The sequence below is a fragment of the Paenibacillus urinalis genome (genome assembly GCF_028747985.1).
In the GTDB taxonomy this organism is placed as follows: domain Bacteria; phylum Bacillota; class Bacilli; order Paenibacillales; family Paenibacillaceae; genus Paenibacillus; species Paenibacillus urinalis.
Genome location: NZ_CP118108.1, coordinates 959,169 through 978,168, shown reverse-complemented (window position 1 = coordinate 978,168; position 19,000 = coordinate 959,169). Strand labels below are relative to the sequence as shown.

Annotated in this window: 14 protein-coding genes; 1 reads left to right on the top strand and 13 read right to left on the bottom strand. The window is 47.3% G+C overall.

Annotated features, from left to right (window positions below):
• Positions 1-118 precede the first annotated feature (118 nt).
• From nadE to PUW25_RS04285, 8 genes are all read right to left on the bottom strand, one after another.
• Positions 119-937, bottom strand: a complete 819-nt coding sequence (gene nadE, locus PUW25_RS04320) for an ammonia-dependent NAD(+) synthetase (RefSeq protein WP_076312263.1) — start codon at positions 935-937, stop codon at positions 119-121.
• A gap of 32 nt (positions 938-969) precedes the next feature.
• A complete protein-coding gene (gene nadD, locus PUW25_RS04315) occupies positions 970-1,584 on the bottom strand; it encodes a nicotinate (nicotinamide) nucleotide adenylyltransferase (RefSeq protein ID WP_047914378.1) in 615 nt (204 codons plus the stop codon).
• A gap of 13 nt (positions 1,585-1,597) precedes the next feature.
• Positions 1,598-3,082, bottom strand: a complete 1,485-nt coding sequence (locus tag PUW25_RS04310) for a nicotinate phosphoribosyltransferase (RefSeq protein ID WP_274338149.1) — start codon at positions 3,080-3,082, stop codon at positions 1,598-1,600.
• A complete protein-coding gene (locus tag PUW25_RS04305) occupies positions 3,079-3,657 on the bottom strand; it encodes a cysteine hydrolase family protein (protein ID WP_377783096.1) in 579 nt (192 codons plus the stop codon). The genes PUW25_RS04310 and PUW25_RS04305 overlap by 4 nt, the downstream gene beginning before the upstream one ends.
• Positions 3,658-3,828: 171 nt before the next feature.
• Positions 3,829-4,605, bottom strand: coding sequence for an NUDIX hydrolase (locus PUW25_RS04300; protein ID WP_205054055.1), 777 nt, complete (start codon positions 4,603-4,605; stop codon positions 3,829-3,831).
• Positions 4,606-4,775: 170 nt separating this feature from the next.
• Positions 4,776-11,405, bottom strand: coding sequence for a phosphodiester glycosidase family protein (locus PUW25_RS04295; RefSeq protein ID WP_274338148.1), 6,630 nt, complete (start codon positions 11,403-11,405; stop codon positions 4,776-4,778).
• A gap of 160 nt (positions 11,406-11,565) precedes the next feature.
• A complete protein-coding gene (locus PUW25_RS04290; RefSeq protein WP_274338147.1) occupies positions 11,566-12,834 on the bottom strand; it encodes an MFS transporter in 1,269 nt (422 codons plus the stop codon).
• Positions 12,831-13,355 carry an ArsR/SmtB family transcription factor gene (locus PUW25_RS04285; protein WP_076312268.1) on the bottom strand — a complete coding sequence of 175 codons (525 nt, stop codon included), beginning with the start codon at positions 13,353-13,355 and terminating at the stop codon, positions 12,831-12,833. The genes PUW25_RS04290 and PUW25_RS04285 overlap by 4 nt, the downstream gene beginning before the upstream one ends.
• Positions 13,356-13,592: 237 nt before the next feature.
• Between PUW25_RS04285 and PUW25_RS04280 the strand changes: the two genes are divergently transcribed.
• Entirely contained in the window at positions 13,593-14,810 is a 1,218-nt protein-coding gene (locus PUW25_RS04280) for a sensor histidine kinase (protein ID WP_274338146.1), read from the top strand.
• A 61-nt stretch (positions 14,811-14,871) separates the two neighbouring features.
• On the opposite strand, the gene PUW25_RS04275 is transcribed toward PUW25_RS04280, so the two are convergent.
• From PUW25_RS04275 to PUW25_RS04255, 5 genes are all read right to left on the bottom strand, one after another.
• A complete protein-coding gene (locus tag PUW25_RS04275) occupies positions 14,872-15,261 on the bottom strand; it encodes a MerR family transcriptional regulator (RefSeq protein ID WP_274338145.1) in 390 nt (129 codons plus the stop codon).
• 38 nt (positions 15,262-15,299) lie between these two features.
• Positions 15,300-16,286: an aldo/keto reductase gene (locus PUW25_RS04270; RefSeq protein ID WP_274338267.1), complete on the bottom strand. Its 987-nt coding sequence runs from the start codon at positions 16,284-16,286 to the stop codon at positions 15,300-15,302.
• A gap of 159 nt (positions 16,287-16,445) precedes the next feature.
• Positions 16,446-17,327, bottom strand: a complete 882-nt coding sequence (locus tag PUW25_RS04265; protein ID WP_274338144.1) for a radical SAM/SPASM domain-containing protein — start codon at positions 17,325-17,327, stop codon at positions 16,446-16,448.
• A gap of 41 nt (positions 17,328-17,368) precedes the next feature.
• On the bottom strand, positions 17,369-18,034 hold the full coding sequence (locus PUW25_RS04260) for a YkyA family protein (protein ID WP_274338143.1): 666 nt from the start codon (positions 18,032-18,034) through the stop codon (positions 17,369-17,371).
• Positions 18,035-18,055: 21 nt separating this feature from the next.
• Entirely contained in the window at positions 18,056-18,925 is an 870-nt protein-coding gene (locus tag PUW25_RS04255) for a polysaccharide deacetylase family protein (protein WP_274338142.1), read from the bottom strand.
• Positions 18,926-19,000 lie beyond the last annotated feature (75 nt).

Below are 19,000 nucleotides of genomic sequence, written 5' to 3'. Positions count from 1 at the left end.
CTTGATTGCAGTGGGTTTTCGGAGCTTTTACTTTTTAGATACTAAATTAAGGATTGTCAATCTGGGAATTTCTACTTTAGAGATTTCAGGGTTTACGGTCAAATTTGATCCTTACGACTTACTTCCACCATTCATCCTGCGGAGTAACCGGAAGCTCTCTTTTATGCTGTGAAGCCTTGTAACGCGCTTCGATCTTCGCCGCAGATGTCGAATCAACCTCATGTCCAGTAAGATAGCTGTCCAGTGTCTCATATGTGATTCCTAGCTCGGTCTCGTCTGCTTGCTGAGGCTTATTGTCCAATAGATCGGCTGTCGGAGTCTTCAAATACAAACGTTCCGAGGCACCAAGCTCCTTCAACAGCTCCCGGCCCTGGCTCTTCGATAGTCCCGAGAGGGGAATGAGGTCTGCGCCGCCGTCTCCAAACTTGGTGAAAAATCCCGTAATCGCTTCTGCAGCGTGATCTGTACCAATGACCAGAGCTCCGCGTTCGCCTGCAACCGCATATTGCACGATCATACGCATTCTGGCTTTGACGTTCCCTTTGTGATAATCTGCCAATGCTTGCCCTGCGGCTGAATTATACTCACTTGTGAAGGCATTTACCGAGTCTTCGATATTAAATACGACTGTATCGTCTGGTTGAATGAACTCAAGAGCTGCCATTGCATCCGCCTCATCGAGCTGAGTTCCGTAAGGTAGACGAATTGCAGTAAAGCGTGCTTCATATCCTTCCTCACGCAGCGATTCCACGGCCAGCTGAGCCAGTCTCCCGGCTAATGTGGAATCCTGTCCGCCGCTGATGCCGAGCACGTATCCTTTGGCTCCTGTCTTTTTGCAATAATCCTTCAGGAAATTCACTCTTGCGCTGATCTCTTCACTTGCGACAATACTAGGCTTTACATTCAGTTCTTCTATGATTTGTTTTTGAGTATTCATTTGTTGGTTCCTCCCTATTTTTGATGTAAAAATCATTTATATAATTGATGTTTTTTAATATAGTCATAGCATGGATCAGGGACTAAATAGCGGGGTTCGCCCCCCATCTTCAACTCATCTCTGATATAGCTTGAGCTGATCTCCATGGCCAGACCCTTATCAATCAAGTGAAACGTGTATCCATCATCCGAGTTCCTCAGAATCGGCGATTTGCTGATTGCAGACAACATGTTGATTCCGTCTCGAGCCATAACGATAAATTTATTCTCGCGAATAAGCTCCTCTGCCCGGCTCCATTTGCCCTCTCCGATATCCACAAGCAGATCGGCACCCATGATAAAGTAGATTTCATCATCCGGGAACTTCTCTCTGTAATGTCTAAGGGTGAGGTAGGTCGCGATTTCCCAGCCAAGCTGCTGCATTTCGTAAGGATCTGCTTCAAACTTGGGATTGTTCTGAATCGCCATGTTAATCATGTTCATTCGATGCTCGTCGCTGACATTCATCGTTTTGTCCTGGCGCTTGCTTGAGCAAGGCAGGAAGATCACTTTATCCAGCTTGGCACGGTGAGCCACTGTACTGGCCGTCCATAAATGTACGTTCGTAATAGGATCGAAGGACGATCCGTAGATACCTATTTTCGCCACCGACGCTCCCTCCTTACTCTTTCATGGCTGCGGCCACTCTCTGCCTCACTTCATCAATCCGCTTCATTTTATTGTCCCAGCACGCTTTACTCAGATTAACCGGGTATTCTGCCGGATTCAGTGTCCGCTTATATTCATCCCATAATAGACTAAGATTACGGTTAAGAAAATCTCGACTTTCTTGGAGTGTCGGAAGTTTATACACCAATTCTCCGTCTGCAAAAATCGTATGATAAAGCGCTATGGCTTCAAACTCAGTAACGAATTTACCTATATACGTATGCACTGGATGGAACATATGGAGACGTTCCTCCTTGGACGGCTCCTCATGATCGAGTGCAATATAGTCGCCTTCCGACTTGCCATTCGTTTTATTGATAATGCGGTACACCTTTTTCCGGCCAGGGGTCGATATTTTTTCCGGATTAGAGCTAATCTTGATCGTATCTGCCATCTGCCCGTTCTCATCCTCGATCGCAATCAGCTTATATACCGCGCCAAGCGCAGGCTGATCGTAGGCCGTGATAAGCTTGGTTCCTACACCCCAGACATCAATTCGTGCACCTTGTGACTTCAGATTCATGATCGTTTGTTCATCCAGATCGTTGGATGCGTAAATCTGAGCTTCGGTATATCCCGCTTCATCCAGCATCCTGCGAGCTTCCTTGGACAAATAAGCCAGGTCCCCGCTGTCTAAACGAATTCCCTTGAAGTTAATTCGGTCACCCAGTTCCTTTGCAACCTGAATCGCCGTAGGCACACCTGACCTCAGTGTGTCATAAGTATCAACCAAAAATACACAGTCTTGATGAGTCTCTCCATATTTTCGGAAGGCCATGTATTCGTCCCGGTACGCTTGAACCATCGAATGGGCATGTGTTCCTGCGACAGGAATGCCGAACAGCTTCCCTGCTCTCACATTGGAGGTGGCATCGAATCCTGCAAGATACGCGGCCCGGGTTCCCCATATGGCTGCATCCATCTCCTGTGCTCTTCGTGTCCCGAATTCAACACATGAATCGGTGCCAGCGGCCTGCTTGATGCGAGATGCCTTCGTTGCAATCAGGGTTTGGAAGTTAACAATGTTCAGAATGGCCGTCTCCACGAGCTGCGCTTCTGCCAGTGGTGCCTCAATGCGCATTAACGGTTCATTAGCAAATACGAGCTCCCCTTCCTGCATCGAATATACTGTCCCCGTGAATCTCAGCCCTTGCAAATATTGAAGATATGCCTCTTCGTATCCTTCCTCACGCAGATATGCCAGATCGCTCTCTGTAAAGGAAAAACCCTTCAAATAACGTATTACCCGTTCTAAGCCGGCAAAAACAGCATATCCGTTCTGAAAAGGCAGCTTGCGAAAATATACCTCAAAGACGGCTTTACGCTCATGCATGTTATCCCGCCAATAAGCCTCTGCCATGTTGATCTGATATTTATCCGTATGCAGTGCCATACTGTCATCCTGATGCTGCAACTGCGTAAGCTCGATTTTGTTCATCGTATAGTTCCTCCATTTCTATAGATCGCTGCGCCGAGAGTTCCTGCAAAATGTCCGATGGCCCAGTGATGCCCCTCTGTGTTGAAGCTGGCAACTGCATCCTCATGAACAACGATTTGATAACCTTTATTGTAAGCATCTACTGCCGTATGCAGAACGCATATATCGGTACAGACGCCTACAAGATGCAGCTCCTCTACTCTGCGTTCCCGGAGCCTCAGTTCCAGATCTGTTCCTTGAAATGCACTATATCTTGTCTTGTCGATCCAAAATACATTCTCGCTCTTCTTATTATGCTGATAGATCTTCTCCAGTTCACCATAGAGCATACGACCGCTTGTGCCCTTGATGTTGTGTTGCGGATAGAGCTTTGTTTCAGGATGATAAGGGTCAATTGCTTGATGCACATCTACTGTAAAAAAGACAGGCTCTCCTCGCTGAATGAACTCTTCGGTTAGCTCTGCAATTCTGCGTTCAATTCGCTGTCCGGGTTCACCACAGGTCAATGCACCATCACTAGCTACAAAGTCTTGCGTATAGTCGATATGGATCAATGCTTTCTTATTGTTCATCATTAACCAATAACAGCTCCTTTAATATTTAATTTAACTATTACATAATTGTTAATTAATAAGATAAATAAAAATGATACTTGTGTGAATCCTGCTGAGCACTGAGGTATCTTATTAGAGTTTTATTCTGACAGCATTTCACAATGTTATTGCAAAGTGCTGTCAGATTAAGGGTTACAGCTTCGCATGATAGATCGACTTATTCAAGGACACATCAACAAATCGGTATAGCTGCGTCGGCCTTTTTGACGTTCTCGTCGTCTTCTGCCCCGCTACTTCCTGAATAAAAGGCAGTGTCTTGATCTTTCTTGCGAAGGCAGCCTCTAACGTTATTGCTGAATCATCTGTGACGGTAAGCAGAACGGCCTGTAGCTCAGAGTACGTAAATTCTGCCGGTAGGAATTGTTTGGCAACGGTTGTTTCGAGCAGCTTCTGCTTAATGACCTGTATAGCGTCCTTGATAATGACTGCATGGTCAAACGCCAGATCAAGCTCAAGCACCTCGCTGACCGAGAACAGCTGCACATCCGCTGCATCGTCATTGGCTTCTCTTGCGGATAGCTCATGCTCTGGAACGATAGCAAAATGGGCATTCGTGATAATCCAGCCTCTCGGATCACGCCCCGGCTTATCATAAACGCCAAAGTGCTCCAAATGAATATTCTGTATCCCTGTTTCCTCATGCAGCTCGCGCTCCGCGCTCTGGAATGCTGTTTCCTTCGGATCTACAAACCCACCAGGAAGCGCCCATTTACCCGCCTCAATATTTGGCTTACCTTCACTATTCACCATGCTTCTCTGGATCAGCATAATTCTCAAATCCATCACGGGAGGTCTGAACTCCTCATTTCGAACAGGAACAATAGTGAACACAGCAATGTCTGAGGTATAACCATCCGGTGTTCTATATTTCTTGATATCGTAATGTTCCATTGCTTCTATGTTAGACATTACCATGATCTCCTCAAGTAACTTATTAACAATTATCAATTTGTTAATTGTATTATATGCAAGACAGCATTCTTTGTCAACCAAATATTTGAAATAAATATCAATCCCCCGGCTGGGATCCTAACAGCCGGGGGATTGACTAACACAACTTCCTTGTCACTGAGAACAACTTATGGATTCAAGACATTGGCCAGGTTGAACATTATTTGTGCGCTTTCGGCACGAGTACCGACGCCAAATGGTCTGAACTCATCTGCCGAGAATCCATTAACCACACCTAACTTATGGGCCGCCTTGATTGCTTGTACAGCCCATTGAGGGGAATCCTTCAGATCCGTATAGCCAGCATCCCCTGCTTCTGGCTTCTCACCTGTTTTGAACGTATACGCACGAACGATCATAGCAGCCATCTCCTGACGAGTGATTCTCTGTGCAGGAGCAAATGAACCATCTGTGTAGCCCTGTACGATTCCTGCATCTGCTGCTAAGCCCACTTCGTTTGCAAACCATTGATCTGAGGTGATGTCTGTAAATTCTGCTTGTGCTTCTCCTTCAAGTTCTAGCAGTCTTGCCAGCATGGTCGCGAATTCCGATCTCGTAACGGTACGATTCGGCTCGAAGCGTTCCATGGTCGTGCCTTCAACAATCTGCCTTGCCGCAAGCTGTTTCACAGCCGATTCTGCCCAATGACCCACAGACAAGTCAGCAAACGATTTATCATACTCCATCGCTGCATAGAAGCTAAAATGATTCAGCTCTGCTGTAACCCAGCCATTCCGAACCGTTCCGCCCATATAGGTTACAGAGCCATCACTTTCGCCGTAGTATATTCCAGTTAAAGCGGGATTAGCTCCTTCCGGAATAGGAAGTGAAATAACGATAGGTTCTTCAAATTCATTGAGTGTTATTACTTTACCGTTACTTGGCTCTAGAGACAGCGTGAGGTCATATGCTCCTCCCATTTGAAGATTTGCTCCGTACCGGTCTTCTGCCTGACTCAGCCAGGAGGAGACTTCCGCCTCATCAGCAGCCTTGGCTCTTAGTACAATCGTGCTGTCTGCCAGCTGCTCATCTGATGCCAGATCAGCAAACTTCCGCAATACTTCCGATGGAATTACAAGCCTAATATTATTGGCCTGAACCGTAATGCTCTTTCCTTTGGCAAGTTCGGCTGCCTTGCCTGGCATCACAAGCTCGGTGAATGAATTGCCCATCGAGAATTGAATCTGTTCCCCTGAGCCAAGTGCATTCAGGTCTTCCTCTGAAACAATCAGCTGACCCGGTGTATTACTTGCTTCTTCTTCACCATTGCTATTATTGCTTCCGTTATCTTCGTTGCTTCCATTGCCGCTCTCGCTGTTATCCTCATCAGGGTCTGTATTGTCGGAAGACGGTTCTACACGTAAAGCTTGAGACGCAGACTCTTCTCCATATACCGCTGTAATCACAGTCTCGCCCTTGCGATGTGTACGGATCAGACCATTCGCATCAATAGAAGCCACATTATCGTTGCTGCTGCTGAATCTCACACCTTCGGTGATCTCCGATACAGTAGCATCACTGTAATAACCATTGACGAGTGCCTTTGCTGTGTCATTCACTTCAAGCTTCGATGGAATGCCTGTGAGCCCAATTCGTTCTAATTCAACTGCAGGCTGTTCCTCGTCAAGCACCGTAAGGGTGAATGCATTGCTAAACTCCCCATACACAGCTGAAATAACGGTTACTCCTTCACGGAGTGCAGTAATGGTGCCTTCGGAATCGATGGCTGCCACCGTTTCCTCGCTGCTCGTATATTGCACGCCTTCAGTCAGAGGATGCAAGCTGTTATCCGTATACACTGCCTGCGTCACTGTCGCCGAAGCTTCGCCAACTTGGAGCTGTTCCGGTCCGGAGAACTGGATGTAGGCAAGCTCAGGCTCCAGATGCTCTTCTATGACCTGCAGATCATAATCATCAGTCAGCCCGCCATACTTAGCCGCAATCTTGACCTTGCCTTCGGCATGTGCTGTTACCACTCCGAGCTCGTCCACCTCCGCAATGGCTGGATCCGCACTTTCGTACTGAACGCCTTCCGTTATCGGCATGCGCTCACCCGAAGCGTAGACAGCTTCCACTACCGTCGTATCTGTTTCTCCGGGCTTCAGCCATAGTTTCCCTTTAAGATCGATAGCCACCGGCGCTTCCGGATCGGTAATATGAAGTTTAATATCACCGAATCGGTTCGGCGAGGACTTGCTTGTGGCACGAACGACAACATCCCCGCTCTTTATTGCTTTTACTACGCCGCTTTCGGAGACCTCGACTAATCCTTCCAAACCTTCTTCCGACTGTTCTTCAGATGGTTTTGTTACGGACCATTCCATATCTTCAGGCAGCATGCCACTGACACTGAGCTGTAATTCATCGCCTACTTGAATTTCGCTTGTTGGTGCTTCTACGGTATGCGTAGGATTCTCAAGTACGGCTACATCCACTAATTCGCCATCAACTGTTTTGGTCGTTACCGTCAGCGTATCTCCATCCACTTCGACGGAGGAGTACATTTGTATATCTTCATCTTCGACAACATCTTGGAAATACCGTTCGGTTCGCTCATAAAACTTCGGACCGGTAGAACCCGGAATAATATATGTCGTTCCCTCACGCTCTCCTACAATCTCATGGTTATAGAGCGGATAAGTACGCAAGTAAATATGATCATGGCCATTCATGACCAGGTCTACATTATATTCGTCAAACACCGGAGTCCATGCGGTACGCACATTCTCTGTATCGTAAATGCTCGCATACGGCCCGCGGTGGAAGAAGACCAGCTTCCATTGCTTATCCGTATTCTCCAGATCGGTCTCAAGCCATGCCTTCTGCTCTTCAATATCGTATTCACTGTTCAGAACAGAGATATGCATATTTTTATAGTCGAAGGAGTAGTTCGTTCCTTTCTGATTCTGGATACCATTCTGCGGATGGTTGAAATGTGCCAGGAAATACCCGTTCTCCTTCGTACCTTCCACCTCGTGATTACCTACCAACGTAACTGCGGTCAGATTCATCAGCTCTTCCTGGACTTCAGAGAACCACCAATTCCATTGCTGCTCCTTGAAGCCATTATCGACCATATCCCCTACATGAACCATAAATTCGGCATCCGGTTGCTCCGCAATTGCGGCATCCATCGTGCGTCCCCACAGCTCAAAGCCTGCAAGATCAGCAGCCTGGGAATCCCCGAATACAAGGAACTTTGTATAATCGCCTGTATCCGGCGCTGTTGTAAAGGAGCCTTGCTCGCTGTAATGCTCTGTACCATCGCCTACACGATATACGTAAGCCGTTCCCGGCTTAAGCACGTCCGCGCTTGCTTTATGAACACGAATGGTGCCAATGTCCAATGTATTGAACAGACTGCTATCACCGCTCAAGCGAATTACATCCGGTTGATTAAATCCTGCAAAACCCTCCTCTTCGGCAATTTCCACTACCGTTTCGTTTACACTTGGATGTGTGTGCCAGTTAAAGCTGCGCGAGATGGTCGGATCCTCACCCATCCCGACTGTAATATTGTATGGCGTTTCCGTACCTGCAAGCGAAGAGGTCGTAAATTCTGAAACCAGACTGTGCTGCCGATCTTTTATCGCCTGCACATCATAGCTCTTCATTGCTTCCGTGAGCTGACCTGTACGAAGCTGACCTGATGCATCCGTAACCAGCGTCCCGTCGCCAACTTCAGCTCCATCTGCAAACAGCTTAGCGCCTTCTACCGGTTCACCATTCTCATCGGTCACTGTAAAGGTGGTAACATAATTTTGAGCGATATTTTCGTCCCACTGAAGTAACAGCTCATGCTTGATCTCAGACTTCAGGGACGCTCCTCGATAAGACTTCGGTTCATTCGAACCTACCATATCAAGCTCCGATGAACGGAAAGAAATAGCATTCGATCCCGAAGCTATGCCATTCACTGTATACGAAATTTGAGCGATGATATCTTCATCAGTAAGAGACGCCGACTTCAAACCGCTGAACTGCATACGAGCAATGCCTGTCTCAGCGTCAACGGACCGCGTAATCTGTGATTCCGCCAGCTTATCGCCTTTTACTACAGAGATGTCTTTAACGAAGGCTGTATCGAATCCCAGCTCTAGATGACCGCCGGTAAGCAAATCCACCTGGTCAGCTGAAATGTCAACCGTATAAGTATGTCCCGCATATACATGCTCTGGCGTAGTATAACGGAACTTGGGAGCTCCTGTATCTACAGTGAAGTTCCATTCCTTGATCGTCTGATTGCCGGACAGATCGCGTACCGCAAGCTTCACCGTATGATATCCATCCTCCAGCGGAAGCCCAGGCGTGTAGCTGATACGACCTTCCGGCGGATACAGCGTATGCGCTACTTGCTCCCCGTCGATATACATCCGAATCTTGGAAGGATCAATAAGAGTCGTTCCTGGATGAACCTCTACGTCCCAGCCGGCGTCAGCCGCATGTGCGTGAATGACAGGTGTGCCTGTCGTTACTCCTGTATCTTCAGAAGGCGTCACATCCGTAATGACTGGAGGCTCGTGATCCTCGTCAAGAGGCCCGTAGACGGCCCTGATTTGGTCGATATAGATCGCACCTGCCGTCTTTTTGTTATTATTGGTTTCCATATAACGAACCGGCAAGTCCATGGTAAGCGGTGTTGTTTTCCCTGCCGGTATATTGGCCTCAACATACTTCCAGCCTGTCCAATCCACACCATAATCGGCACCTGTAAAATCGATCGCAAAGGCCGCATTGTTGCCGTCACGTACTTGTGCCCGAAGCCAGTGCTTTTGTCCGTCGCCGTATACCCACATTCCAATCTTCTGCGGATACCCAGGAATTCGAATATTTTCTGCTTTGCTATTTGCGGATACATAGGCTCCCGATGTACCTGTCATACCAACAAAATCATAGGAGAGCTTAATCGAACCGTCCCCCGAACGGACGTAATCCGGATCGGTATTCAAGTCAACCTTGACCGAATTGTATGCCGCTCCACTAGCTTTATAGCTATCGATGCTCTCAAACTCTTCCAGCACAACCGGCGGTACCCCTACATTAACCTCCATTGAGGTCTCGATGCCTTTGTAGCTGACAAAAATAGTACCCGATTGGCCGCCCTCATTCGTCGAATGAAACACACCATTATCATCAATTGTCCCGATATCACCCTCTACCCGCCATTCAAATACATCATTGCTCGATTGAATGACTTGACCGTCCCGCAATGCCTTCACCTTCAGGGTCACATTAATGCCGGTATTATAGGTCTTAATATCATCCGGGAACTCAAGCTCCGTAATTTGATCCACAACCTCAACTTCCGCCGTGCCTTCAAGACCTCCTGCAGATGCAGACACCTGACCGGCAGCGGCATTTTGTCCGGCGGTGAGTATCCCATCCTCTGAAATAGTTCCCAGGTCAGGAGATACCGACCAAGTCACAGCACCTTCGTGTTCAGCAGGATGACCTGCCTGATCCATCGCTGCTGCATGATATTGATAAGAAGAGCCTGCCAGGATACGCTCTTCGCCTGGTGTTACAGCAAGCCTGGATGCAGCCCCCTCCGGCGCCGTGTTCACAAGCAGCAGGCCGTTGCCCGTTGCGCGCTCACCACCGTCAGAACCCCGGTTCAGCATCTGCACATCCGATGTGCCCGGCATCCGGGCTACGAATGTGGAAGAACCGCCTCCGTCCAGATTCATGGCGTCCACAACGCCGATATCGGCCATAATTTTGGCAAGCTCCTCTGTTGTCACACCTTCGCTGAAGCCCGGTGCACGTCCGTCAATCTCAAACAGCACGATGGAGCCGTCAGCCTTTGTCCCAATGGCCGTACGCGGGTGCACGCCCTCTGGGCCCACACCAGTCTGTACTACACCGTCCTTCACGAGAGGCCCCTGTCCACTGATTACCATGCTTGCGTCCTGCCATTCACCATCCAGCTGGAAGCTGGCCGTCAGTTCATCCCCTGCTGCCAGGGAGCTGACAACCGGCAGCTTCGTTCCGGATGCAGACAAGACAACGGTGCCTTCGGCAAGCGGTGCGTCACCTTGATTCGCCCGAACCTCCAGCACCTTCAGCTTCATTGCTTCTCCGCTTTTCACATCACCTTCCAGCACTTGCAGCACAACCTCGGTGCCGGATGCGTTTGTCTTCGTGGATGCATAAAAGTCCGGCGTATATAACGTCAGATGATTGTTCTCTCTGTAACGATTTATGCTCGTCAGATTTGTCTGAGTGCCGTCAATGGTCACCGACATCGTCAGCTTGGGCTTACCATAAACCGACGTCCCGTCTTCCATGAGCCCAAAAGCAAAAGGGCTGGAACCGCTGTTCAAGATGCGGCCCTGATCAACAAATAGGCCATTCGGTACACCTGTTCCGTAGCCTGACAGGTCATAGAAGTCACCGTTAATGCCCGCGATTACGCGGTTTCCTGGAGCATCTGTATGCTCCGCCATTTCCGACACGCCTTCCATACCATATACGTATCCGCCTTTTGTGCCTGCACGCAGGTCCAAGTGAGGTGAATCCGGATTAAACTCGACGAAATGCATTTTTTCGAGCCCCCGCTCGATCTCCATGTCATACCAAGTATAATCTGCGCCTGGAGCGAGCTCTGTTTTTCTTACATCCAAAACACGGCCAAATGCCGTATCCGGTACTTCTGACATGGCCGCATAAACACTGCCCAGCGGCTGCAGCATGAAGAGTAATGCCAGCAGAAAGGCAAGGAAAGCTTGTCCTGATCTGCGATACCAACGAATCATCATTTCTTTCTCCTCTCCCGGGTGTTGTATATTATTTTTACGCTCTACCAAATTGTAGTAATGAATTGTTAACTTAACTAAAGGGTTTTGTAACCAAAGCCCCTTAGAAATATAAAAGGTATTCGGAAAGTCGCCTTAGACGACAATCAGAATACCTCTATCACTAAACAGATAACGAATGATTCTCGGCAATCAGTGAGCTCTCGTTGACATTCTTAGAATTGGGCAGCCCCCGGGTCGTTCTATCATAGAACCAATAGATCCCGACCAAGAGCACAATAATCCCGCTTAACATCATCACTTGTGCTGGACTGATGAATTGGCCCAGAATTCCTCCTGCCAATGACCCAAGCGGCATGGCTACTCCACTTAGACTATAAGAGGCAGAGAACACACGACCAAGCAGATGCTGCGGGATTCCTTTTTGAAGATACGTATTGATTAGAATATTCGTTATGCCCCCAGGAAACCATGCGAGTCCATAAATCGTGATGGCTATCCCTACATTAGAGGTCAGCATCGAAACCGACCACAGCACTCCACTTGTTACAAATGCAGCAGCATAAATTTTGCCCATACCGTATCGTTCAAGCTTCAGATAAGGAGCAAGAAGAGCACCAAGCATACTGCCGACAGCCTGCGCCATAAGCAGGAATCCATAAACCTCAGCTCCACCATGCATCCTGCCAAACTCCGGCAGTACAACGAACGTGGCTCCGCCGACACAATTGATCACGATCACGCCCATCAGCAGACGAGAAACGGATTTACTTAACAATATTCTGACACCTTCAACAAGCTCAACTTTGTAATTACTGAAGAACGTGCGCAGATGGAAAGTGTCTTCAGATTCCTTCTTAGGAATCTTCGGCAGGCGAATCATGGAGAAGATAATAGTTCCCATGACGAACATGACAGAATCCAGCAAGTAGATGGATACTGCACCGAAAGCGACAATGATAACACCAGAAACGGCGTTACATGCTGTATCAATACCTTGATTGGCAAAGGTGAATAAAGAGTTGGCTTTGGATAAGTCTTTGGATTCAACAAATTTGGGTAGTGCGGATACTTGTGCAGGATATACGAACATATTCAGGGAGGATAGAATTGGGAAGATAATCAAGACAAGGCCTACGGTCAGAAAGCCCATATAATCCGCCAATGGAATGAGCAGCAGGATCACTGCCTGTGAGAGCTGTGTCACTATTAATAATCTGCGAATCGATATCCGATCAATGATCGGTCCGGAGATGAATTGGATAAACCTTGGAAAGATAGATAGAAAGCCCGCGAGTCCGGTATACAAAGTAGATCCTCCGAGCTCCGATACAAGCCACATGGCTGCCACAGCGTACAGAGAGTCACCGATGTTCGTGATGACCCTTCCCAGAAACATAAACCAGAAGTTCCTATTCGTCCACAGACTCATTCCTTTGTCTCCTTCTCCACAGGCTGATCATCCTGTGACTCAACAGATTTGATCATCACACCGATACTGAACTCTTCATATTCGCCATTCTCTTGTTTACCCGATGTCTTCTGAACCCATTGCTCAAGAAAGACCTTGAATTCTTCTGTCAGCTCTGCTTCCTGCTCTTTAGTCAACATGAGCCGAAGATTGATCGTCGTTGATTTTTTGGATGAATAGCCTGCACTGATTACTGGATCGAGGGCCTCTGGAGATGATGAATTAAACCATTTTGATCTAGATTGGTAGTACTTCTCTGTAACACCGCCGATCTTCTTCTCCTCCACGAGGTCGAGTAATCCCCCTTCGTACAGCTTAGTGATGTGATAATGCACGTTCCCACCCGACTCACCCAACAGGTCTGCTACTTGCTTTGCCGTTCTGGGGGTCGTGGTCAATTGCCCTATAATCTTCACCCGAAGCGCATTGCCAAGCAGCTTGGATTGCTCAATAGAAACATTCAGCATGTTGTTATCACTCATTAGGTTTACCTCCTATTTATAACGATCTAATTATTTAGATCATCAATCTGTAAAGTTAGATTATCAGAACAGGAAAAGTTTGTAAATAGTCATTTTAGAAAAAATAGACTTATCCCCCATTAATCAGTTTATACCCCTCTTTTATTATAAGAGAATTCAAACTATTATAGAGGTTAGGGCTTAATAGAATATAGAGAATCTATGCAAAAGTACTCGATTAGGAGGAATCAGGCAGTCATGTTAAAAACAGAGTACATTGATGTTCTCTCAGTGATCTCACATAAGCTGTATGATTCTGCTGCGAATGTGATGAATACAGCCAGTAAGCTCATACCCGCTAACACGTTTTGTATAGCGAACCTGGATCACCTATCTACAAAAGTGCTCAAATCCTTTAATCGAGACAAGCTTATTCTTGAAGAAGGGCTGGTCGTCGATAATGCAGAGTCGTATTGTGCTCTCGTTACCGAGCATGCTCAGGGACCGCTCATCATTGATAATAATCTGACCCATCCTTTAACCAAGGATATGGATGCCACTCAATTCGTTGGGGGCTGCTCGTTCATCGGGGTGCCTATACGGAATGAGAAGGGGGAATTTTATGGGTCCCTCTGTTCCTTTGATCCTGGATTCTACCGCTATCAGCAGCGAGATGTTGATCTTCTCCTCTCCCTGTCTTCCTTCTATACCGATCTTCTTGAGCTTGAGACCACCCTTGACCGGTTACAGATCGCCGAGCAAGCTGCCGAGCAGGTTCTCGATAATAAAAAAAATCTGCTGGCCGTGCTCAGTCATGAAATCCGTACACCGATGAATGGGGTGCTGGGTATGGCCGACTTGCTCAAATCAACCGAATTGAATGAGGATCAAGCTCTATACGTCAATGTTATAGAAGAGAGCGGCAATCATCTGCTGAACATGATGGACCAGATATTGGAGTATTCTAAGATGGAAGCCGGCGCCATTTCAATCGAAAATCATCCTTTTCAACTAAGTGAAGTCATTGAGCATGTTATACAGCTGTTCACTCCCGAAGCACAGAAAAAGGGAATTCGATTATATGCTGAATACCATGTAAGTCAGGATTTAGTACTGCATGGAGACAGTCAGAAGACACGTCAAATCTTGATTAACCTACTTGGAAACGCCATCAAGTTCACCGAGCAGGGTGAAGTCGGTATCTCTGTCCGATTTGAGGATGGAGCAGAGAATGCCTCGAATATTTGTTTTGAAGTAAGAGATACAGGGGTTGGTATCCCTGCGGATCGAATCGATCTTCTCTTCAAATCCTTCTCCCAAATCCATACCAACCAAGGTAAATTCGGAGGAGCAGGACTTGGGCTGTCCATTTGCAAGCACCTGGCTGAATTAATGGGCGGATCGGTGTGGCTTGAAGAAACGAGCGAGCGCGGAAGCCGGTTTATATTTAAATTTTGCAGCTGCGCAGCCTCATAAGTTATTCAATAAATAAGGAGCAGACGTCTTAGCGAGCTGCTCCTTTAACATTCGTATGAAGTTAAATACCGCCGGATCGGTTCAACCCTTGTTCTTTCTTTAGAATGGTTTCCTCATATCTCAATATTTTAACATCCAAACGTTCCAGCAATCGTTTCATTTCTTCAAATTTCGTATGAAGCTGCATACGCTGTTCCATCAACAATCCTTTTCTGGATTCCAGTGTCTCATCTCCCTGCTGGAACAGACTTACATATTCAATCAGTGCTTCTACCGGTAGCCCTGAACCGCGCATACACTTAATAAACTCCACCCATTTACAGTCTTCTTCTGTATAATCTCTGATTCCGCTCTTGTTACGGTTGACGGGTGGAATAAGCCCGACTCTTTCATAGTAGCGAAGCGTATCTGGCGTTAATTTAAACTTCTCACTCACCTCTGCGATCAACACGCAGCCTCACCTCCCCTCATGCCAATCAAGCTCTAACCTTAGCGGGAGAGCGCACCGACCACCGGATGTGGAACATACGGCTCTTCCAGTGCAGTAATCTCTTCAGGAGTCAATTTAATCGACAATGCGGCAGCCGCATTCTCAAGGTGAGATATTTTCGTTGCACCAATGATAGGTGCGGTGACAGGCTCTTTTTGCAGCAGCCAGGCAAGTGCTATTTGCGCACGAGGAACCCCACGTTTCTCTGCGATCGCCGCAAGCTGGTCCACAATCAAGCGATCTTTATCTGCCATCGGATCATATTTGGACTTCGCAGTTTGATCCGTCTCGGAACGATGGGTTGTCTCCTCCCAATCTCGTGTCAATCTGCCACCGGCAAGCGGACTGTACGGGATTACACCGATCTTCTCTTCCCGGCACAGCGGCAGCATCTCACGCTCCTCTTCCCGATAGATCAGATTCAAATGATTCTGCATGGACACAAAGCGAGTCCAGCCATTACGCTCTGCTACATTCAGCGCTTTCAAGAACTGCCATGCATACATTGCGGAAGCACCAATGTACCTTGCTTTGCCGGCCTTCACCACATCATGCAGTGCCTCCATGGTTTCCTCGATTGGCGTTTCATAGTCCCAGCGGTGAATTTGGTACAGATCCACATAATCGGTCCCCAGCCTTTTTAAGCTTTTATCAATCTCACTCATAATCTCCTTGCGGGAAAGACCTGCGCCATTGGGACCCTGATGCATGCGAAAATGCACCTTCGTCGCTAGAACAATTTCGTCACGATGGGCATAATCCCTTAGCGCTCTGCCCACGATTTCCTCGCTTGTCCCATCCGAGTATACATTGGCTGTATCGAAGAAATTGATACCCAGCTCAAGCGCTTTTTTAATTACCGGACGGCTGTTCTCTTCATTAAGTACCCAGGGGTGAATCCAGCGGTCTGCTTCTCCAAAGCCCATGCAGCCAAGACAAAGCCGGGATACATCCAAACCCGTATTTCCAAGCTTTACGTATTCCATTTCCATTCTGTAAGCACCTCAGTTCCATTAATGTTATCAGCTCAGCTGATCCCCGTTATTATCACACCTGGAGTTAACTCCAAGTCAATACCTATTTAGAAGATTAGCTCATTAATGAAGTTACTCTTTGAGGGTACGTACTCTTATATAATCATGTGCTTATGCGCCTGTACCAAATCTTTTGCGATAACCGCATTTACGACACAGCTCCTCCACCGCTTCCCGCCGCGAGAAGCCATAGAACAGGTTATTAGCCCGCTCCCCCTCCACAATCTCGGAGAACGGAGTACTATTAATATTCCCCAGATTAATGACACCTTCTCCGTCCAGACAGCACGGAATGACAGTGCCATCCACCAATACCCCGGCTTGTGTTCTAAGCCCATGACAGAAGCCTTTGCCATCATCCTCCTGAGCTGCTAGAGACGGCCATTCAAACTCATGATCCTGATTCAAGTAAATGTTCTTCGCGATCTTAACTCCGCTGCCGGGTGTCACCTTCTCCTCAATCTTGAAGTCCAGTTGAAATTCTCTCTCCAGCACTTCAAGCGTTTCCCGATTACGCTGCTTCTCCAGATTGGTCATGTTGTCCTGCGTCAAATTCCATAATCGGAAGGATACAATAATATCTTGTTTGACCGCTTCACGGACAAACGAAATAATATTGGTAAGATATCCTTTCCGATTCGTCGAACCCTCATGGCCGTCAAAGCTGTGCAGCGAGAAATTCATCTGTCTTACTGCAGGCTTACCAAGAATCCGATGCTTCGCCTTCTCGATCAGCGTTCCGTTCGTCGTCATGTTCACTTTGAACCCCTTGGTATATGCAGCATCCAGCAGCTGATCCAGCTTCGGGTGCAGCAGCGGCTCGCCTTTGACATGCAAATAGATGTGGTTCGTATGCGGTTTGATCTGATCCAGAATATGGTCAAAAGTATCCAACTGCATAAATTTAGCCTGACGGCTGGTCTGCGGACAGAAGCTGCAGGCAAGATTACAGATGCTCGTAATTTCAACGTATACCTTCTTGAATGTCTTCAACTCGAACGTTCTCCATTCTTTGTAAGATCTGTTCTACCAGTTTACAACAATGCCTTGATCTCTGCTACAACAGCCTGGTGCTTATTATTGAATGCCTTCGTCGCCTCGTTAAATTCATTCTTTATCTCATTCACTTCCGCAAATATAAGATTACGTTCAGCCACCTTTGCTTTGAGCTCAGTGATCGAGAGAAGGCTGCCCTTCTCTTCCAGCAGAGCGTACAGCTCGGTTTCTATCTGAAGAGCCAATTCATATTGGGTATACAGCTGATCAAAAATACGCTGCCGCTCTTGATAGTCAGCCCACAGCTCCTCTGCCTGGTGGGATATTCCTTCGCTGACCTTGCTGTTTCTGAAGACAGACAGCTCTTCCTCCCAGCGCTCACTCTGGATTTCGGCAGCATCCATAATGGATTTCGAAGCATGGAGCAGCTCATTGCGCTCTTTTACATGAATCTGTGCTTGGTCCAATAGCTCTGCCTGCTCTTTATTCTCTTCTCTACCTTGATCCAAAATCGCTTCATAGAGGACCATATCCTCCTCTTCAAGCGCTGCAAGCTGATTCAGATTGGAATGCATCTGATTCTCGGTTTGTACTGTCGTCTCGATCGCATGCACCATACTCGTCGCTTCCCCCTTGCTGCAGGCGGTCAGCATGATGATACTCATGAAGAATAATGCGAGCTTTCTAAGTCTACCCCTTACCATACCGGTCTTCTTCCTCTCTATCTATAGCCTTGTATCGTGTGGAAAATTCATTACAAAGTGCTGCTCGGGATTGTAAGCCTCAACTTTATACCCCATTCTCTTCAAATATTGAATAATTGCTGGCAGTGCTGCGAGTGTTTGCTCCTTCTCATGAAACAGGATGACTTCTACATTCCGGTGCGCGTCCTTCTTGACGTTGCTTATAATCTGCTTCGGCTTGCCCGGCAAATCCCAGTCAAGTGAATCAATGGTCCAGTCCCACAGCTTGTAGCCTGAATCGGCAATATCCTCTCGAAACTCCTCGCCAATCTGTGGTGCGCTTCCAAAAGGCGCACGTACCAGCTCCGGCGCATAGCCTGTAATCTCCTGAATGATCGCTTGCTCTTCATTGACCTCATTCAGAAAATTTTGAGAACCGCCGCTCTTATATAAATGATGATAATTATGACTCATCGTGTGCATTGCCGGATAATGTCCTTCCTCCGTAAGTCGTTTCACCGCATCTGGATATTTATGTATTTCAGTACCGATCATAAAAAACGTCGCCTTTACATCGTGCTGCTGTAGAACATCGAGAATATCATCCGTATATTTACTCGGCCCATCATCAAATGTAATATAGGCTGTCTTCTCTACATTTCCTTTATAAATGACGGGCAGCTTCTTCTCCGTCTTCACTACGGCAAATCCGCCCAGCAGGCTCGGCTGTTCTATCTCCGTCTGGACTTCCTCATACTGCCCGAAGAGGCTTGTATCCATATTGCCAAAACTCCATATCAGTAAGATCACGCCGGCCACGACGAATGAAGCGATGAAGCTGCGATAAATTCTCTTTCTTATACGTTGGGCTCTGCGATTGGTGCGATGTGCTGTTCTTCGATCTCTTCTCAAACGGTGTCACTTCTTTCAAGATGTGGTTTATGAAATTGATTCGTCTTTCTATTATTTAGGTTAAAATAAATAGCC

Bases quoted from the DNA above. Each gene is read 5' to 3' on its own strand.
- PUW25_RS04280 (WP_274338146.1), top strand. From the start codon at position 13,593: ATGTTAAAAACAGAGTACATTGATGTTCTCTCAGTGATCTCACATAAG.
- nadE (WP_076312263.1), bottom strand. From the start codon at position 937: ATGAATACTCAAAAACAAATCATAGAAGAACTGAATGTAAAGCCTAGT.
- PUW25_RS04295 (WP_274338148.1), bottom strand. From the start codon at position 11,405: ATGATGATTCGTTGGTATCGCAGATCAGGACAAGCTTTCCTTGCCTTT.
- PUW25_RS04260 (WP_274338143.1), bottom strand. From the start codon at position 18,034: ATGGTAAGGGGTAGACTTAGAAAGCTCGCATTATTCTTCATGAGTATC.
- PUW25_RS04310 (WP_274338149.1), bottom strand. From the start codon at position 3,082: ATGAACAAAATCGAGCTTACGCAGTTGCAGCATCAGGATGACAGTATG.
- PUW25_RS04270 (WP_274338267.1), bottom strand. From the start codon at position 16,286: ATGGAATACGTAAAGCTTGGAAATACGGGTTTGGATGTATCCCGGCTT.
- PUW25_RS04290 (WP_274338147.1), bottom strand. From the start codon at position 12,834: ATGAGTCTGTGGACGAATAGGAACTTCTGGTTTATGTTTCTGGGAAGG.
- PUW25_RS04285 (WP_076312268.1), bottom strand. From the start codon at position 13,355: ATGAGTGATAACAACATGCTGAATGTTTCTATTGAGCAATCCAAGCTG.
- PUW25_RS04305 (WP_377783096.1), bottom strand. From the start codon at position 3,657: ATGATGAACAATAAGAAAGCATTGATCCATATCGACTATACGCAAGAC.
- PUW25_RS04300 (WP_205054055.1), bottom strand. From the start codon at position 4,605: ATGTCTAACATAGAAGCAATGGAACATTACGATATCAAGAAATATAGA.